The organism is Nocardia sp. NBC_00881, from assembly GCF_045207455.1.
Classification (GTDB): Bacteria; Actinomycetota; Actinomycetes; order Mycobacteriales; family Mycobacteriaceae; genus Nocardia.
The window spans coordinates 7,782,100-7,797,552 of the sequence record NZ_CP108798.1 but is presented as its reverse complement, the minus strand read 5'-3'; the positions used below and the strand labels follow the sequence as shown (position 1 = coordinate 7,797,552).

At 65.7% G+C, this 15,453-nt stretch carries 19 protein-coding genes; 1 reads left to right on the top strand and 18 read right to left on the bottom strand.

What is annotated here, in order from left to right; genetic code table 11:
* Positions 1-159: 159 nt before the first annotated feature.
* Together OH799_RS33150 and OH799_RS33145 are read right to left on the bottom strand one after the other, a co-directional pair.
* Positions 160-1,173 carry a hypothetical protein gene (locus OH799_RS33150; protein WP_406272545.1) on the bottom strand — a complete coding sequence of 338 codons (1,014 nt, stop codon included), beginning with the start codon at positions 1,171-1,173 and terminating at the stop codon, positions 160-162.
* Between the two features lie 155 nt (positions 1,174-1,328).
* Positions 1,329-1,994 (bottom strand): hypothetical protein, encoded by a 666-nt coding sequence (locus OH799_RS33145; RefSeq protein WP_406272542.1) that lies wholly within the window; start codon positions 1,992-1,994, stop codon positions 1,329-1,331.
* Positions 1,995-2,808: 814 nt separating this feature from the next.
* Here OH799_RS33145 and OH799_RS33140 point away from each other — a divergent pair.
* Positions 2,809-3,909 (top strand): three-Cys-motif partner protein TcmP, encoded by a 1,101-nt coding sequence (locus OH799_RS33140; RefSeq protein ID WP_406272540.1) that lies wholly within the window; start codon positions 2,809-2,811, stop codon positions 3,907-3,909.
* Here the strand turns inward: OH799_RS33140 and OH799_RS33135 are convergent.
* The 16 genes from OH799_RS33135 to OH799_RS33060 all read right to left on the bottom strand — a co-directional run bounded on the left by OH799_RS33135 (position 3,906) and on the right by OH799_RS33060 (position 15,399).
* Positions 3,906-4,670 (bottom strand): DUF5131 family protein, encoded by a 765-nt coding sequence (locus OH799_RS33135; RefSeq protein WP_406272537.1) that lies wholly within the window; start codon positions 4,668-4,670, stop codon positions 3,906-3,908. The genes OH799_RS33140 and OH799_RS33135 overlap by 4 nt on opposite strands.
* An 80-nt stretch (positions 4,671-4,750) precedes the next feature.
* Positions 4,751-5,698, bottom strand: a complete 948-nt coding sequence (locus tag OH799_RS33130) for a hypothetical protein (RefSeq protein WP_406272535.1) — start codon at positions 5,696-5,698, stop codon at positions 4,751-4,753.
* The gene (locus OH799_RS33125; protein WP_406272532.1) at positions 5,695-6,108 is read right to left on the bottom strand and encodes a hypothetical protein; all 414 of its coding nucleotides are present in this window, start codon (positions 6,106-6,108) and stop codon (positions 5,695-5,697) included. The genes OH799_RS33130 and OH799_RS33125 overlap by 4 nt, the downstream gene beginning before the upstream one ends.
* Before the next feature lie 34 nt (positions 6,109-6,142).
* Positions 6,143-7,168 carry a toprim domain-containing protein gene (locus OH799_RS33120; protein ID WP_406272529.1) on the bottom strand — a complete coding sequence of 342 codons (1,026 nt, stop codon included), beginning with the start codon at positions 7,166-7,168 and terminating at the stop codon, positions 6,143-6,145.
* A 2-nt stretch (positions 7,169-7,170) separates the two neighbouring features.
* Positions 7,171-7,509, bottom strand: coding sequence for a hypothetical protein (locus tag OH799_RS33115; RefSeq protein WP_406272527.1), 339 nt, complete (start codon positions 7,507-7,509; stop codon positions 7,171-7,173).
* Positions 7,510-7,512: 3 nt separating this feature from the next.
* A complete protein-coding gene (locus tag OH799_RS33110; protein ID WP_406272524.1) occupies positions 7,513-7,863 on the bottom strand; it encodes a hypothetical protein in 351 nt (116 codons plus the stop codon).
* The gene (locus OH799_RS33105; protein ID WP_406272521.1) at positions 7,863-9,575 is read right to left on the bottom strand and encodes a hypothetical protein; all 1,713 of its coding nucleotides are present in this window, start codon (positions 9,573-9,575) and stop codon (positions 7,863-7,865) included. Before OH799_RS33105 ends, OH799_RS33110 begins: the two co-directional genes overlap by 1 nt.
* Positions 9,576-9,605: 30 nt before the next feature.
* Positions 9,606-10,238, bottom strand: coding sequence for a hypothetical protein (locus OH799_RS33100; protein ID WP_406272518.1), 633 nt, complete (start codon positions 10,236-10,238; stop codon positions 9,606-9,608).
* 42 nt (positions 10,239-10,280) lie between these two features.
* Positions 10,281-12,296, bottom strand: coding sequence for a hypothetical protein (locus OH799_RS33095; RefSeq protein WP_406272515.1), 2,016 nt, complete (start codon positions 12,294-12,296; stop codon positions 10,281-10,283).
* On the bottom strand, positions 12,293-13,396 hold the full coding sequence (locus tag OH799_RS33090; protein WP_406272512.1) for a hypothetical protein: 1,104 nt from the start codon (positions 13,394-13,396) through the stop codon (positions 12,293-12,295). The genes OH799_RS33095 and OH799_RS33090 overlap by 4 nt, the downstream gene beginning before the upstream one ends.
* Entirely contained in the window at positions 13,393-13,782 is a 390-nt protein-coding gene (locus OH799_RS33085; protein WP_406272509.1) for a hypothetical protein, read from the bottom strand. The genes OH799_RS33090 and OH799_RS33085 overlap by 4 nt, the downstream gene beginning before the upstream one ends.
* Positions 13,779-14,057 (bottom strand): hypothetical protein, encoded by a 279-nt coding sequence (locus OH799_RS33080; RefSeq protein ID WP_406272506.1) that lies wholly within the window; start codon positions 14,055-14,057, stop codon positions 13,779-13,781. The genes OH799_RS33085 and OH799_RS33080 overlap by 4 nt, the downstream gene beginning before the upstream one ends.
* The gene (locus tag OH799_RS33075; RefSeq protein ID WP_406272503.1) at positions 14,054-14,302 is read right to left on the bottom strand and encodes a hypothetical protein; all 249 of its coding nucleotides are present in this window, start codon (positions 14,300-14,302) and stop codon (positions 14,054-14,056) included. Before OH799_RS33075 ends, OH799_RS33080 begins: the two co-directional genes overlap by 4 nt.
* Positions 14,303-14,391: 89 nt before the next feature.
* Positions 14,392-14,754 (bottom strand): hypothetical protein, encoded by a 363-nt coding sequence (locus tag OH799_RS33070; protein WP_406272501.1) that lies wholly within the window; start codon positions 14,752-14,754, stop codon positions 14,392-14,394.
* Entirely contained in the window at positions 14,751-14,900 is a 150-nt protein-coding gene (locus OH799_RS33065; protein WP_406272498.1) for a hypothetical protein, read from the bottom strand. The genes OH799_RS33070 and OH799_RS33065 overlap by 4 nt, the downstream gene beginning before the upstream one ends.
* Positions 14,901-15,171: 271 nt before the next feature.
* Entirely contained in the window at positions 15,172-15,399 is a 228-nt protein-coding gene (locus tag OH799_RS33060; RefSeq protein ID WP_406272495.1) for a helix-turn-helix domain-containing protein, read from the bottom strand.
* Positions 15,400-15,453: the final 54 nt, after the last annotated feature.

The following is a 15,453-nucleotide window of genomic DNA, read 5'->3' as shown; positions in this document are numbered from 1 at the left end:
GAATCCTCCGTCGGCTCCGACCCCTCGATTGCATTCGATGCACAGGCTGCCGAACTGATTGCGTTGCATAACGTTCTCCCTAATCAGGTTGGTGATCCGGATCAGCGGGGCATAACTTGGCGCTGCTGGTCGGCACCGCTACCGGTCGCGAGCGGGGGCTCAGAGCACGATCAGCAGCGCGAGCAGGATTGCTGCAATGATCCCGAGGGTGACGGCGAGCTTTCGCGCGGTCCGCACCGCGCCGGTTTCGCTGTGAAGGGCTGTGGAGAGCCGCTGATTTTCCTCCTTCAACCGATTCGCGGCCGTGATAACTCTGTCGAGATCTGTGGTGGCCTTGTTGGCTTCGGCGCTCTTGGTGTCGAGGTCGGCTTTGAGCTGACCGATCTCGGCATCCCGGGTTTGAAGGTCGTGTTTGAGGTTGGTGATGGTGGCGGATTGTTGTCGGGTGCGTTCTTCCCAGTCGGTCACGGTGGCCCATCCTCGACGGCTGAGATCGATGTACGCCCAGCCGAGTTCGTTGTCGATCCATTGCTGCAGAAATGAACTCACCGACAGCTGCGACTCGCGCATCCCGCGGCTATGCGCGCAGTAGAAGCCGGTGAACGCGGTGTATTCGTCGTCGGGTGGGTCGAAGTCGGCGATACCGAGCGCTGGTATGCGCGACACCCAGTCACAGTGGCGGGTCAGCCAGACGATGTGGTCGACGCCGGCGATTCTCAGCCCAGTTGTGCGCTCACGGGCGACTTTCTCGGCCAGCGGCGACCATTGCACCTCTACGGCGAATGATCGGTCCTGGTAGTGGCCGTAGACATCCGGGGTCTGGTTGCCGACCGATTGTTCGACCTGGGCGTCGGTCATGCCCATCTGGCGCAGTTGATTGCGCACCCAGTGCTTCATCCGATTGTGCAGGAACGTTTCCTCACCGCTGTGGGCCTCGGACCGGCCGGCCGCGACCGTGCCAGGTCGGTGGCGCAGGAACCGGCTCTGGTCGCGTTCGACGACGGTGAGGTCGTTCTTGCATCCCAGGCAGCTCAGTCCTTTGCGGAGGTGCCAGCTGTTGAAGACGGCGGGATCGATGATGTTGACGTACTCACCGCCCGGTGTCAGTGCTGCTGTCATCATCTGCCGGGCGGGGCGTCCCGCAGCCGATGCTTTGTTTCCGTTCCCCGCCATGGCCCTGCCCCTGCATGTTCTGATCCGGGTCCTACGATCGCTGACTGTACGGGTGGGCACCGACACTTTTATGGTCGATGGACTTTCTCTCAAGACGCGAAAATGCTGTCCCCATTGATGCCTATGCCTCAAACGTTTTGATGCATAGGCATCAATTACGCCGCCGCGACGCCGAACGGCTGTTGACATACCCCGCAAAGGATCGGTCCAGCATCGATCGTGCGCTGGGCAGCCCGTACCCGACGCACCGGATCGCATTCACACGTTAGGGCTCGCCCGCTGCGTGGGGCGCGCTCCTCCTCACCTTCGCCATCCTCACCGCCGTCGGCTCCGGTTCCGGCTTTGCCTCCTGGTCCCGGGTCATGCTCGGAACGGCGGTGCGCGATGAGCACGGCTTCCAATGCTTCGATCTGTTCGCGGTACGCGCGCGCGGTCGCGTCGGTGATGCTGGTCTCTGACCATCCACGGTTGGCCTGGCGCGCGATCGCCAACCCGAGCTCGTTCGCGATGGCCCGATATCTCGCGTTGTGGTAGGCCCCGCCGCGGCTGGTGTCCTGAATGCCACGTGTGCGGGCAACCCCGTGGGCAGCTTCGTGAAGCAGTGTGCCGAGCACGTCTCGTGCACCGAGTGCGAACCCTTCGCCGCCGACGAACAGCTCTGGCATCCACTCCTCACCATGTACCCAGCGGTCCGCACCGAAGTGACCCAACCGCACCCCGCGTGGTGAACCGATCGAACCGGCCGCCATAGTCACGACCACGTCGGGAACGTCAATGTGCTTGGTGCGGATACCCGCCCACACCGCTTCGATGACAGTCACGACCGATCCGGCAAATGCATTCATCGCAGAACCTCCCCGACTTGATGCTTATGCATCAATAATACTCTCGAAAACTGTTGTTCACCAAGGCTTTTCATGAATTTGACGCATAAGAATCAAGTTGATGCACAAGCGTCAATTCTCCGAATTCGCGTTGACGCGTGTGCATCAACGCACCCGTTCCTGTCTTGACGCTTGTGCATCAACCCGCCCCTGCTGACTCTTCTGTTGTGGTTCCCTACCACCCCGGCACCGCCCCGCCCGCTCGCGTTCCACGACGGTTCCAATGCACTCCTCGCGGCCTGAAACATCCGCTCGCGCACCTGAACTTGCTTCCCCGCACTGAGCGCGCCCTTGCGCGCGAACACGACACCGTAGGTGGCGCAGCTCTATACGCAACTTCCGCACCTGACGCAACCCCGCTCCCAACCCCTCTTTTGTGGTCCCTCCCTTTGTGGTCTCCCCTCCCCTACTGAACTTTCCCTCTTGTGTTTTGTGTTGTTTCCTGCCCTGCCCGGCTGACACTCTCTATGAACAGCGAAGCCATAGAGAGTGTCAGCCGGGCAGGGCAGGAGGCGGCGCAAAACACCCCAGGTCAAACGCCAGTTTGACCTGGGGATGCCGGTACACTGCCGGGACTTGAAAATCCCGGCACGCTCCCGGCACTGTCCCGGCATTGTCCCGGCACCGAACCACCTTTGATCTACGCAAAGCGCGCCGCTCGGCTGGCCGTGCACAGGTAAACTCGTGGGGCAGTAGGGGTTTGACACGGCCTCCGCCATGCACGCCGGCGGGTGGTTGAAGGGGAGACGTGATGAATAAGAATCCGGTTCCGTGGCCGATCGAGCCTCACACGATCGCGAAACACGCTCTGTATCGGCAGTACTTCAGCAAGTGGTTTCCGATCATGACCAACGGCTTCGGCGGAAACGTCACCTACGCTGAAGGATTCTCCGGGCCCGGCGTCTACACCAACGGCTCACCTGGCTCGCCGGTGATAGCACTGCAAACCCTCGTCGGCGATGCTCGCAATCGCACCCGCTACAAGAAAATGCGACTGCTGCTTGTCGACCACGACGAACGCTGCGTAACGCTTCTACGAGAGCGTATGGCAGTCGCGTCGCAGCCGGTCAGCCTCGAAGAACTGGCGAAGTACGGTATCGACCTCGACATCCGCAAGGGCTCGTGCGTCCCCACACTCGAACAGTTGCTGACTGAGCACAAGGCGTGGGGGCGGCCGATGCTGGTCGTGCTCGACACCTGGGGCGGCGGCATACCGATTGACCTGGTACGACGGATCGCGCAGAACCCCCACAGCGAAGTCCTGATCACGATCCAACCCCAGTACTTCGCTCGGTTCGCCGACGTCGACTCGATCAACCACGGCGATGAGGTATTCGGTGGGAAAGCATGGCGTCAAGTCAGCGATCTGCCTGCCGATCGAAAGGCGCGGTGGGTGATCGAGCACTACCGTGATGTGATCCGGGAAGCCGGTTTCGCGTACATCTTGGATTTCGAACTCATCGACAACCGGGGGCAAGCTCTGTACCTGGTGTTCGGAACCGATCACCCCCGCGGCCTGCAGAAGATGAAAGAGGCCATGTGGGAAGTCGATGACGTCGCAGGCGTTGGTTACCGCGACCCCCGTGATCCAGATCAACAGACGCTGGAGATCGTCTTCGAACCGAACACCGAGCCGCTCAAGCGACTCCTGCTGGACGAACTACGCCGGAATGGTCCGGCGGCGGGGAAGTCGGTCATGCAGCTACGCGCATTTGCGTTGTACCGCACCGTTTTTAAGGAGAGTCAGGTCCTTCCCGCTCTCGAAGCGCTGCTCGACAAGGGCGCTATAGAAACCACAGAGCCCGGACGCGTGCGTATGAACAGCAACGTCCGGGCTCTTCGGCAGTGCTAAACCACAACGACAGGATCTACATCGGCAGTTGTCGGCATCTCGTCCCACAATTGGCCGTCCAGTTCGCGCCCGAGCGCCTTCGGTGTCCGGCCACCCCATTGCTTGAAGAAGAACGGCACATCCGCAGCCTGGCAGGTATCTCGAATGTGGCGAACCCATGCCGGGTCCATCGGCCGGTTCTCGGCGCCGGATTCCCCGCCCGCGATCACCCACCCGATCCCGTCAAGCACCAAGCCATCCAGCGGCCCCAGCAACGGCTCACACGACAGGAACCGCACCGCGGCGGGCACATCTCGCAAATGGTCGATACGGTCGAGGTAGTCGGAGTTCTCCACCGATACACCCATCCACACATTGCCCGGCCATTCCAGCCGGTCAGCCAACCGCTTCAACCGCACCGAACGCTTGGTGAGCACTTGGTAGGTGTGCTGGGGCGTTTCACGCATCACGTCGAACACGTCGCGGATGAACCCAATCGGCACCTTCGCATGGAATAGGTCCGACATCGAGTTGACGAACACCACCCGCGGGGCCCGCCACCGACGTGGCACGTCTAAGGCTTGCGGATGGATGCTCACGCCGAACCCCGGGCCGGACGTACGGGCGTCGCCGTCGCGCTGGTATTTATCAGCACCCATCGCTTTCAGCCGTTTCGCCAGCACCATGGCATAGCAGTGATCGCAGCCCACCGACACCCGGTCACAGCCGGTGACCGGATTCCACGTCGCCTCAGTCCACTCGATACCCGACTTATCCGACATGACACCCTCCTCCCGAATGCCCCTGACACTACGACACGATGTATTCGTAACCCCGGAGCACGCACCGTTCGGCTCCTTTCTCAAGAGTTCTCGTCCGTCACAACCGGATTCGTGTACTTGGTGGCGGCGGTCAACGTGCGCGTCACCGTGGACGAACTCAGCTCGACGTACTCGGCGATGCGGGCATGAGACCAACCCTCCTCGTGCCGCAACCGAAGAATCGCCGCGACAGTGTCTGGATCACGACGCCCAGCAGGGTCGCCACTGCACACCTGCTCCGCCACCATCACCCACCGGTCGATGCGCGCTGGTGCGCTGGTGCGCTCGTGGTGCGTTGGAGCTTCGATCTCGACCTGATGCGCGCTATCCAACTCCGGCACCGCCCGGTGGGCGGTCAACTCTGTAGATGTCGAGCGGGTCTCGGTGTGGACCTCGCGTACCGAGACGGTGCGTACTGGTTCGGGGTCGTGCACTGGTTCCGGTTGGGTGTGCACGGCTTGTGCGGTGTGGTGCTCACGGCCGATCATGTGCGCGAGCGCGGCGCCCATGCCGAGGACGGCGACCGGGAGGCAGGCCACCAGGACGGTGACCGGCCACGGCGCCGAGGTGACGCCGGTGGCTTTCATGAGGTGGTAGGCGACCTGACCTACTGCCCCCAGTACCAGGCTGCCGAACGCTGACCACTTCGCGTAGCTGCGGGTTCGGTCCGAACGGATCCGTCCCGACAGCCACACATACAGCGCGTAGGAGGCGTAGGCCTCCATGCCGATCGGCAGGGTGATCGCGGTGTTGATCTCGAAGTCGTCGGCGATACCGGGCAACGGATGCACCGGGCCGAAGCCGGTCAGCTCGCCGAGCCCGACCCAGCCGGACCAGATCGCGACGAACGCAGGCAACGCCAAAAGCATTACCGGCCATGGCCGTAGAGCGTTTCCGGTGGCGTGTGCACCGGGTTGTGCATCGTCTGGTGCGCTGCGGTGCGCAGCCTGGTTGCTGCGCACCGTCTGTGCACCGGGGTTCCGGTTCACTGCTTGCTCCATGCACCGGCCGCACCGGTCGGGGTGTAGGTGGCGGTGAACAGTCGTGCCTTCGGGTAGGCGGGGTCGGGTTCGGTGTAGGTGACCGACAGGGTGTCACCGGTCTCGAACTCGACATCGCCGGCGGCTTCGAGAGCGGCGCCGATGGCCTGTTCCATGCGCCAGCTCACATACAGGTTCCGGGGTCCGGCGGCGGTGTCGAGGGTGATGACCAGCTGGGTGACCGGCTGGCCGTTCTCGTCGCGTTCGACCTCACCGGGTGCGCCACCGAACTTGAGCTTCGGCTGCTCGACCGCGGCAGTGATGCGCCCGGTCACGGTGGTGCCCGGCTGGGCGTTCTTCCCGAACGCCGATGTCGGGCGGGCGGCGTTGCGGAAACGGGCACTGAGGTTGGTAGTCATGAGGATGGTTCCTTCCGGTTGTGGTGAATCGGGTTCAGCGGGAGCGGGTTCGGTCAGGACGGTGAAACCGCGGACGGGCCTGCTCCGGCCGGGACTGCTGCCGGTGGGGTCGGTCCAGGTGCGGGACCGGTTCGAGGTCGGTCAGGTCGTATCCGGCGTCGAAGTGGTCGGACAGGTCCTTGCCGCTGCGGGCCTGCACGACGCGGACTTCGCCGACGCGGTCGGTGAGTGTTTCGGCGACCTTGCCGGCGTGCTGGTAGCCGGGGCGGTCACGGTCGGCGACCACAATCACCCGCCCTGCCCCCGACAGCCAGCGCGCATGCTCGGGCGTCCAGGACCCGGCGCCCATCGCGTTGCAGGTCGCGATCAGCCCGGCCTGGTTTGCCCGTTGCACGTCCTTCTCGCCTTCACAGACGAAGATCTCCCGGCCGGTGTCCAGGGCTTCACGGATGTCGGCGAGCTTCCACGGGATCGGCGCGAAACCGCCCTTCTCCCACTCGGTCCCGGTCCAATGCGCCTGCCAGAACGATTTGGCGTGCCCGTGCTCGTGCGGGGTGTGTACTCGGGTGACCGCGCCCTCGACACGGCCGCCCGGCCATTTGTAGACGTAGGTGTCCACGTTCTGCCCTCGCCCGGTCTGCGCCCCCAGGTCCCGTTTCGCCGGGATCGGGAACTGGGCTGCGGCGATCGCGCGTTCGACCGGGGTCAACGCTCGGCGCTCGGTAACGCCGTACCGCTGACCGTGCACACCGGTGTTTCGCCGGTTCGGATCGCGGTCGGGCAGCCGGTCCCACAGGTCGCGCACCCGCAACCCGACCCGGTCGAGTACCTCTTCGTCGTTGCAGCGTGCCCAGCACCGCACCATCGTTTTGCCCTGTCGCGGGTCATACCGCACACCCAAACTGGGGTTGTGATGGTGGCCGTCGGCCTCGTGCACCGGACACAGGTAGTTCGTCCACTGCACCGGATCACGCGGGATCCGCGCCGGACCCACCGTGCGGATGAGCGCGTCGGTCACGACCTGATACGAACGCCCCTGCAGCGGTCGCGACTCGGTCATCGTCACCGCCCCCGCTCGATCTCGGAACGGGTGTGGGCCGCGGTGAGGACGCGGGCCTGCTCGATACTGCGCCGCTGCACCCCGTCCAACCGGTCCGCACCGGGCGAGGCGAGTATCCGCCGCATCGTGCTCGGATTGCACGCCCACTGGGAATGGGCTTCCTTCAGGAACTTCCACTCACCCGGGTGCGGGCCGTAGTGCCAGCCCTGATCGATCGCGGCACCTTCGGTGTACAACCGGTGGATATCGGCCTCGGTCGCCTCAGGCCGATCCGTCATCCGCCTCAACCGGTCGAGTTCGGTGAACGCCTCACGCATCGCTTCCTCATGCTCGATGTGCATCGCTCACCGCCCCCGCTCGACCTGCGGTCGTGGCCGGTCGTTGCCGGTCAGCTGGCGGGCCTGCTCCAGGCTGCGGCGCTGTACCCCGCTCACCCCGGCTCCGCCGTTGTGGTCGATGTCGGCGAGCATCCGGACCATCACCTTCGGCGACCGTTTCCAGTCCTCGTGCGCGTCATCCAGGTACTGCCAATGCTGCGCGTGCGGCCCGGACTCCCACCGGTCCGCCAGGACCTGCTGTTGCATGTCGATGAGCTGGATCTCGGCCTCACTGGTCGAGGGCCGGAACATCTGCCGCCCCAGCTCGGCGTAGGTGGAGTAGTCCGCGCGCATCGCTTCTTCGTGTTCGCGTTCCATCACCGGCTCCTCTCGATACCGTTGCGGCCATGCCCGTTACGTCCCGGATGCGGCCAGGACTGAGTGTCCGGGCCGGCCTGCTCATGGCCGGTCCCGGTGAGGTCGCGCAGGTAGCTGGCGCGCTTGCCCACCGGACCGGTGTCGCTGGACTGCCGTGCCTGTTCCGAGTTCGGTTGCGGGTCGGCGCCATTGCCGTTGCTGTGCTGGCGGTTGCCGTAGCGCTCGTGGGTCGGGGTGGCTTGGGCCAGCTTCTGCACCGCTTCGTCACGCTGGGCTTTGAACTGATCGCGTTCGGACTTGTACTGGTCACGCTCAACGGTCAGCTTCACCACCCGCAGCGAGTTCTGCCGCAAGTCCTCCAGTTCACGGGTCTGACGCAGGTTGATGTTCTTCAACGACTCCACCTGCGCCTGCGTGGCCTCCAACTTCCGCTTGTGCTCGTCACGATCGGCGCTGACCGCATCCAACCCGCGCTGCAGCATCCCGACCCGCGACCCAAGCCGGTCCCGGTCGTCGCTGATGTCCTTGAGCTGGCGCTCGACCTCGGCGAGGCGGTCACGGCTGGGCTGCGGCTGTTCGACGGGGGGGTTCGTCTCCGGCTCAGCTGTACGTGTCTGGGGTTGCGCGCCGCGGCGAGTGTGCTCGTCACGCAGAACGCGGATTTCGTCGGTGACCATCCCGAGTGGTCCGTCCACGACCTCGCTGCTGTCGCGGCGGCCGCGCTCGCGGATGGTGGCGGTGAAGTCCTCACCACGGCGGCTGCTGGTTTCGCGGTAGGCATCGAGCTGGTTCAACGCCCAGTCGTAAGCCTGCTCGCGGGTTTCGAACGTCCGCAGCTGCGGATGATCCTCACGCGCCACTCGGGCAAACTCGTGCTCGTCCATATGGATGACATCAGCCGGACCGACGTTCACCACGAACGGCTTCGACACCACATCCCTTCCCTGCCAGGGACGATCGACCGTTGGACGGGACTGCTCGGCGGCATGCCGGGTGGTGGCGACCGTTTCGGCCTGATCGGCACCGAGAATGTGGGTGTCGGCGATGATGCGGTGGCGGTTGGCTGCGGTCTCGCGGTCGTAGGCGGCCCTCTGCTCGTAGGTCATCTCGTCGTAGGGGGCGCGCTCGGCTCGCAGCTCACCGTAGCGAGAGAGCCGCTGGTTCAGTTCCTCCAGAGACACACGCTGCGCAGCGTTGGTCGGCTGCTCACGGACGGTGCGGGCGACCTGCGCACGATACTTCAACGCGTCGATACCGCGGACCTTATGCGCCTTGGCGAACAACCGGCCCGGCTCGAACCGCGGGAACGTCGTGGCTGCGTCCAGGCCGTCCAGGGCGATGCCCTGCTCGGTTTTGGTGAGCCGGTCGTTTCCGACGATTCGGGCGCGTAGGTCGGTGGCGTGCCTGTTCAACGATTGGGTATCGCGGTAGCGGCGTTCGTGGTCCACGCTCGGGTTCTCGGCGCGGTCGGTGACCGCGAGGGCGTGGGTGCGGTAGCGGTCGATCATCTGCTGTGTCCACACCAACTGGTGCTTGCGTGTGGTTTCCTCGGCGCGGCGCTGCTCACGCAACACCACACTGATCTGCTTGCGCACCCGACGCCGCTCCAACCAGGTAGCGGCTTGGGCGTGCAAACGCAGCATGTGGGTCAGGGAGTGGCCGAACTTGCGGGCCTCGGCGATCAACTCGTCTTCGACACTGCGGTCAGACATAAGAGTGGTTTCCTTTCTTGGAGTGGGGTGTTAGAGGGACTGGGAAACGGGTGTGGTGCGGCTGGTTTCGTGCCGGGTGCGGGCGGTATCGATCCGGTCGACCAGGCCGCGCACGATCGCGGCGAGGGTGGTGATGACGACGGCGAATGCCGTGCTGACGGCGCTGGTGAGGGTGGTGAGGACGTCGGGGATGCTGGGGCGCAGTGCGGCGTTCCACCACAGGTAGGCCAGCCACCCGGTGCTGTAGGCGGCGAGCGGGCCGGCCACCATCCAGGGCTGCCCCCACGTGGCGAGCGCGGTCGCGGTGACCACAACAGCGGAGCCGCCCGCCGCGCCGCGGACCAGCCGCCGCCGCGCCGCCCGCCCGGCCGCGGCGGCCGCTCTCGGGTCGAGCGGCTTGTCCCCCTCGTCGGTGTCGGTGTCGGTGTCGTCGTTCTTGACCAGGCGCAGCGTCGGCCTGGCGGGTGGTTCGGTGTCGTCGGTGGGCTGCCGGTGCTGTGGTGGTGGGTTGTCGGCGGCGGCTGTGACGTCGGCGAGGTAGTCGGCGAATTCGTCGGCGAGGATGTCGCCGATGGCCTTCGGGTCGATCGGTTCGTGGCTCTCGTTGCGGCCCTCGTCGGGGTCTTCGTCGTTGTGGTCGTTGTTGTCGCGGAAGATGCGCATGGTGTTGCCTCGCAATCAGATTGGTGAAAGATGTGGATGGGTTCAGGCGACGGCGGTGTCGCCGGAGATCTCGGGCTTGGCCGCGGGCTGGGCGGCGGATTCGGCCGCCGGTGTGCCCGGCAACGGGGTCAGTTCGGTCGGGTCGACCTGAACGACACGGCCCCATTGGGCGCGGCGTGCGCGGGCGTAGACGACCTCGCCGGTGTCGAGCTGGCGCAGCACATCTGGGTCGACCAGCCACTTTTCGCCGACGGAGACCTGGCCTTCGTCGCCGTGGCGCTGGCCCTTGATCAGATGACGGCTGGGCAGCATGCCGCGCACGGAACCGAGGTGTTTGCAGAGGTCTCCGGCGTTTTCGTTGTAGCCGAGGATCAGCCCGCCCGCGCAGGCTTTGAGCAGCCGGTTCAGGGTCCACTCATCGCGTGCGAGTCCTTCTTGGGATTGGGCGGCGAACATCAGCGCCACCCCTTGGGAGCGGCCTCGCTCGCACACGTCGATCAGGCCGATGGAGCCCTGTTCGGTGGTGGTCGCCGAGACCTCGTCGATGATCACCGTCACCGAGCGCCGCTGGTCTTTGGCGGTTTGCCCGGCGCGCAGCATCACCATCCGCAGGATCGCAGCGACTTGGGCGCGGGCGGCGTCCTTGTCCAAACCGGGCACCGTCACGTACAGCACGTCGAGGTCGTCGAGGTTTTTGCCGCCGTCGAACACCATGCGCCCGTTCTGGTCCTGCAACAGATCGAACAAGTTGCTGGCTTTGATCAGGGCGTCGTCCAGTTGCGGCACCTTCTCCGCCTGCAACGCGTCGATCATGCGTTTCACGTCGGGGGCACCGCCCCAGAGATCGAGCAGGGTGTCGGCGTTCAGCCGCTCCAGGAACTCCGTCGACGAGCGCGGCGGCCCGACCGGGGCGTCGACCACAAGGGAGATGATGCGGCGGCGCATCTCATCGAAATGCTGGCCCTCACTGGTGGTTGCCTGACCGGCGTTGAGCAGATCCCCGACCACCCCGCGCATGTCACGCGGCAGCATGGTCTTCCACATCTCCAGCCGATCCCCGTCCGGGCCGACCGTCGCGATACGGGCGGGGTCCATGCCCTTGCGCAGGGCGATGTCCCGGATCTCCATGCCGAGTTCTTTGTCGTCCTGGCCGCCCTTGCAGGAGATGATCACCTGCAGCGGGCGTGGGTGCTTGCGCCGCATGCCCGGCACGTCTTTCCAGGCCTGCCAGGCGGTCCACTCGTACTCGAGCATCCCGGCGAAGTAGCGTTTGATGGTCTCGGTCTTGCCGCCGCCGGTGGTCTTGACCACGGCCAAGTGCCGACGGGCCTGCTTGTGTGGGATCACCAGCCACTGCTGATGCCGCGCGGTCAGCTCCTGCCACAACCCGGACGTTTTCGCTGTCGTCGTGTTCGCCAACGGCCCCAACACGATCCCCTCCCCCACCGTGTAGGGGGCACCCAGCTTCGCCGTGGCGGCGGCGCGAGCGAACTTGCGCGCCAACATCGCGTCCTTCACCCGCTCGGTACGACCCAAGTTCTTGAGCCCCACTGTGTGGGTCTTGTGCACGAACTTCGCCCACACATACGTCGCGGTCAACGCCGCGAACGGCACCCCGAGCGCGAGCATCATCCGCAGGCCCGACCAGTCACCGTCCGCGAGTTGCCCAGCGCCGGACCACAACAGAGCAGCCGGGGTGGTCCACGAACCGCCGGCCAACGCCGAGGTCGCCGGGAGCAGCAGGGAGGCGATCGCGAAGTTCCGTAACCGGTGTGGCGCCAGCGGCCAGCGTGCGGCGACAGCGACGATCATGACCAGCATCGCCACGATCACGACACCACACACGGTGGCGGTGCCGACGGCGTGGGTGACGGCGGTCAGGTCGGGCAGGTCGATACAGTCGAGCTGGCGGATCGGCGGTTTCTCCGGGTGAATCCCGATCGACGGCGCCGGTCCCTGCTCGATCGGCGGCGCGACCGGTGCTGGTGTCGGGGTGGCGGTGTGGAGTGGGTCGCAGTCGTCGGGGGTGATGATCCAGTGGCAGTTCTGGTTGGTCATGATGCTTCCTGCTGGGTGAGATGAATGAGGGTGCGGCGGCGGCGATTCGGGCTCTGCTGCTTGGCTGCTTCGCGCATCGCGGCGTAGCGGGGCAGGAATTTGCCCCATTCGCGGTCGAAGTCGCGGATCACCAGATCCAGTGCCAGATCGCCGAATTCCTTGTCCGGCAACCGCTGTGATGCGGCGGTGACGTTGTCGTAGACGCCGGTGGTGCGGCACAGATACAAAACCCCGACCATCGCCTCGTCGGTGCTGTCACGGGCAGCGCGGATCGCGCCCCGCAATGCGACATCCATGTGCTCGGGGTCCTTCTTCGACAACTCGACCTCGAGCGCCCACCAGCCGTGCCGGCCCTTGACCACACCCAGGAACCGGCCGTCGTGCACATGCGGGCGACCCAACCGCGGTTCGCGGCCGCTGCTGAACAACACGGGCTCGCTCGGCTTGCGCCGCGACACCGGTCCGGCGGCGTTCTGGGCGCGATGCCGCAACACCCGCTCCGAGGTCCAAAGCTGCGGGTCGGAGCCGACCAGCATCACCCGGGCCTGGGCGACCGCGCGGTAGTGCTCGGCCAATCCCAGCGGCGGATGCCAATCCGACGGGCGCCACCCCAGATAGCGGGCCGCGGTCACCCGGGTCGGCACCACCCACTTCTCGCCCGCTTGGACGTCGTCGAGCTCGTAGATGCGGCCCTCGGCGTGTAGCTGTTTGGCCAGGCTGTAGACGTGGTTGCGTTCCATGCCCAGAAACCAGCCCAACACGTCCAACTGCATCCCGTGCATGTCCACCAGCCCCCGCAACGCCGTCGTCTTCCGCGGCGTCGACCGGCTCACCCGCTGACCACGCAACAGGTCCTGAACGGTGGTGCGTGGCAGTCCGACCCGGCGGGCGATCTCGGCCTGGCTGACCTCACGAGCACGCAGCGCAGCGACCTCGCCGAGCACCTGCTCCACCTGCCGCGCCCGGACACCCAACTGGCGGGCGATGTCCTGATACGTCGCGCCGGTCGCGCGTAGACCGGCGATGATCTGATCGCGGTGATCGAACTCCAACTCGGCGTACCGGTCCGGCCGCGCCGCGGTCTTCGTGTTGTGGTTCATCGGGTTCGCTCCCTTCCCTGCCCCCGAGTGCGGCGTGCGGCGATATCGGCGCGGGCCTGCTGAATGAACTCCCGCATATCGGTGGCGTCGATCCCGCGGCGTTCACACGCCCGCACCGACCGCTGCCAGCGCGCGAGCTGCAACGCCTCCAACTGCGCTTCAGACGGAACACGTTTCGGCACAGCGGTTTCCGTGTCGTACAAGTACGCCTTCAACGGCCCCCGTGCCCCGCCCCGCGACCGCAGGATTTGGGCCTCGTACTCGCGGGTGGGGCGCTGCCCCTCGCGCGCCAACTGACGCCGGGTACGCAGATGCTGCGGCGCCATGCCCCACGGCCACGTCGGCAGCCCGAACTTGCGGCCTTCCGGATCCAGAAACTTGCTCATCGCGACCGTCCGCCCGGTCGAAGGCCAATGGCCTGTGCGTGCCGGTTCCACGCCGCGATGTAACGGTCGAACGCCTCGACCTGGTCGCGTTCCACCGATGCCCACATCACGCAGCAGTGGGTCAGCTTCGCCTGCTCGGCCTCGCAATCTCGCCAGCGCTTCAAGTCCTTCGACTCGATCGCGGCGACGATCATGTCGTTCAGGACCTCAGCAACGGTGTCGACTCGATCGCAATCAGCCTTGGCCGCCACCCAATCCGCGCGTTCCATGTTCACCGCGCCACCCCCGGCAGCTGCTCACGAGGGACACACGACCCCGGCCGCTCCACCGGAACCCCGGCACTGACGGGGCGGCAGATGTTCGGTGACGGCGTGTAGTCCTGCTGATCGATCCACGCCGCCGTGCACCCGCTCATTCCGACGAGCAGCAGCAGCCCGAACGCGACCAGGCGCACCGTCGGCGGCAGCATGCCCAGCGGCGCGAACACCGCACCGGTCCCGGTGAACTCGGGGCCAGCCATCGAATGCAGCGGGTTATGTGGACCGCGGCCACGGTCGAAATGGGTGACCGTGTACCCCTGCACAGGCTGGTCCTGCCGCCACGGCGCGCTCACCGCGACCGCCACCGATCAGCCTGCGACCGATCAACCTGCTCATACTCCGGCTGCGGGTACTCGCGCACCTTCTCGGCCAGCTCCCGCACATGCCGAAGCCAGTGCTTCAGCGTCCCGGCCATATCGCCAGCCGCGTAGCCCAGACCGGAAGCGGTGTACTTGACGTTGACGCTGCCGAGCTCTTCGCACTGCCACGGCTGGGGTCCGGGCTTGTCATACCGGTCGGCATGGGACTCCAGCGCCTTGTACCGGCCCTGCAACGCGGTCGTCCGCAGCTGCAAAAACTCCTGCTCACGGATGATGGCGTCCAACTCATCCAGCAGATCGGCCGGATTATGCAACGGCTCGCTCGCGCTCATCGCCGAACCCCCCACCGCCGCGACGACCGCCACACCGCGACCGCAACCAGCAGCATCACGGTGACCCCGACAACGGCGGGATGAGTGAGCGTCAGGAAACCGACCGACACCGCAGCGACCGCGGTGCCAAACGTCCGGGCGCGCATCACGAGTCACCACTTCCACGACGGTTCTGCCCCCGCCGACGGCGAGACTGAGCTGACTTCAACGCGAGTCGCGTGTAGTGGGCCTTCCGCGCCTGCGCCGCCCGGTATGCGCGCTCCTCCGGGCTGAGCAGCCCATCAGGATCGACCAGGCGGTCGAACTTCGTCAGCAACGCATCGCGAGCCTTCGCCGTCCTAGCAGCCCGATCTGAGGTCTTCGCCCATGACTCGTGCGCCGCGATACGCGCCTGCAACGTCCTCTCGACCGGGGTGCTCACGCCGCACCGCCCGAGTAAGTCGCCAGCACGGCGGGCCGAACCAGAGCCAGCAGCTCATCACGCTCGACGCGCAGCAGTCGCCCGTTGATCCGGTATCCGTTGAGGTCGCCGGCGGCGATCCAGTTGCGGATCGTCTTCGTATCGACGTCGATCAGCGCGGCTGCGGTCTTGAGACTGATCAGGTTCCGCGCCTCGGGCGTCTCGACGAATGTCTTCTCAACCAACGCTCGTTCCCTTCGAAAGTAGGAAATTCCTTGCGGTTCCCTACTTTTCGACAA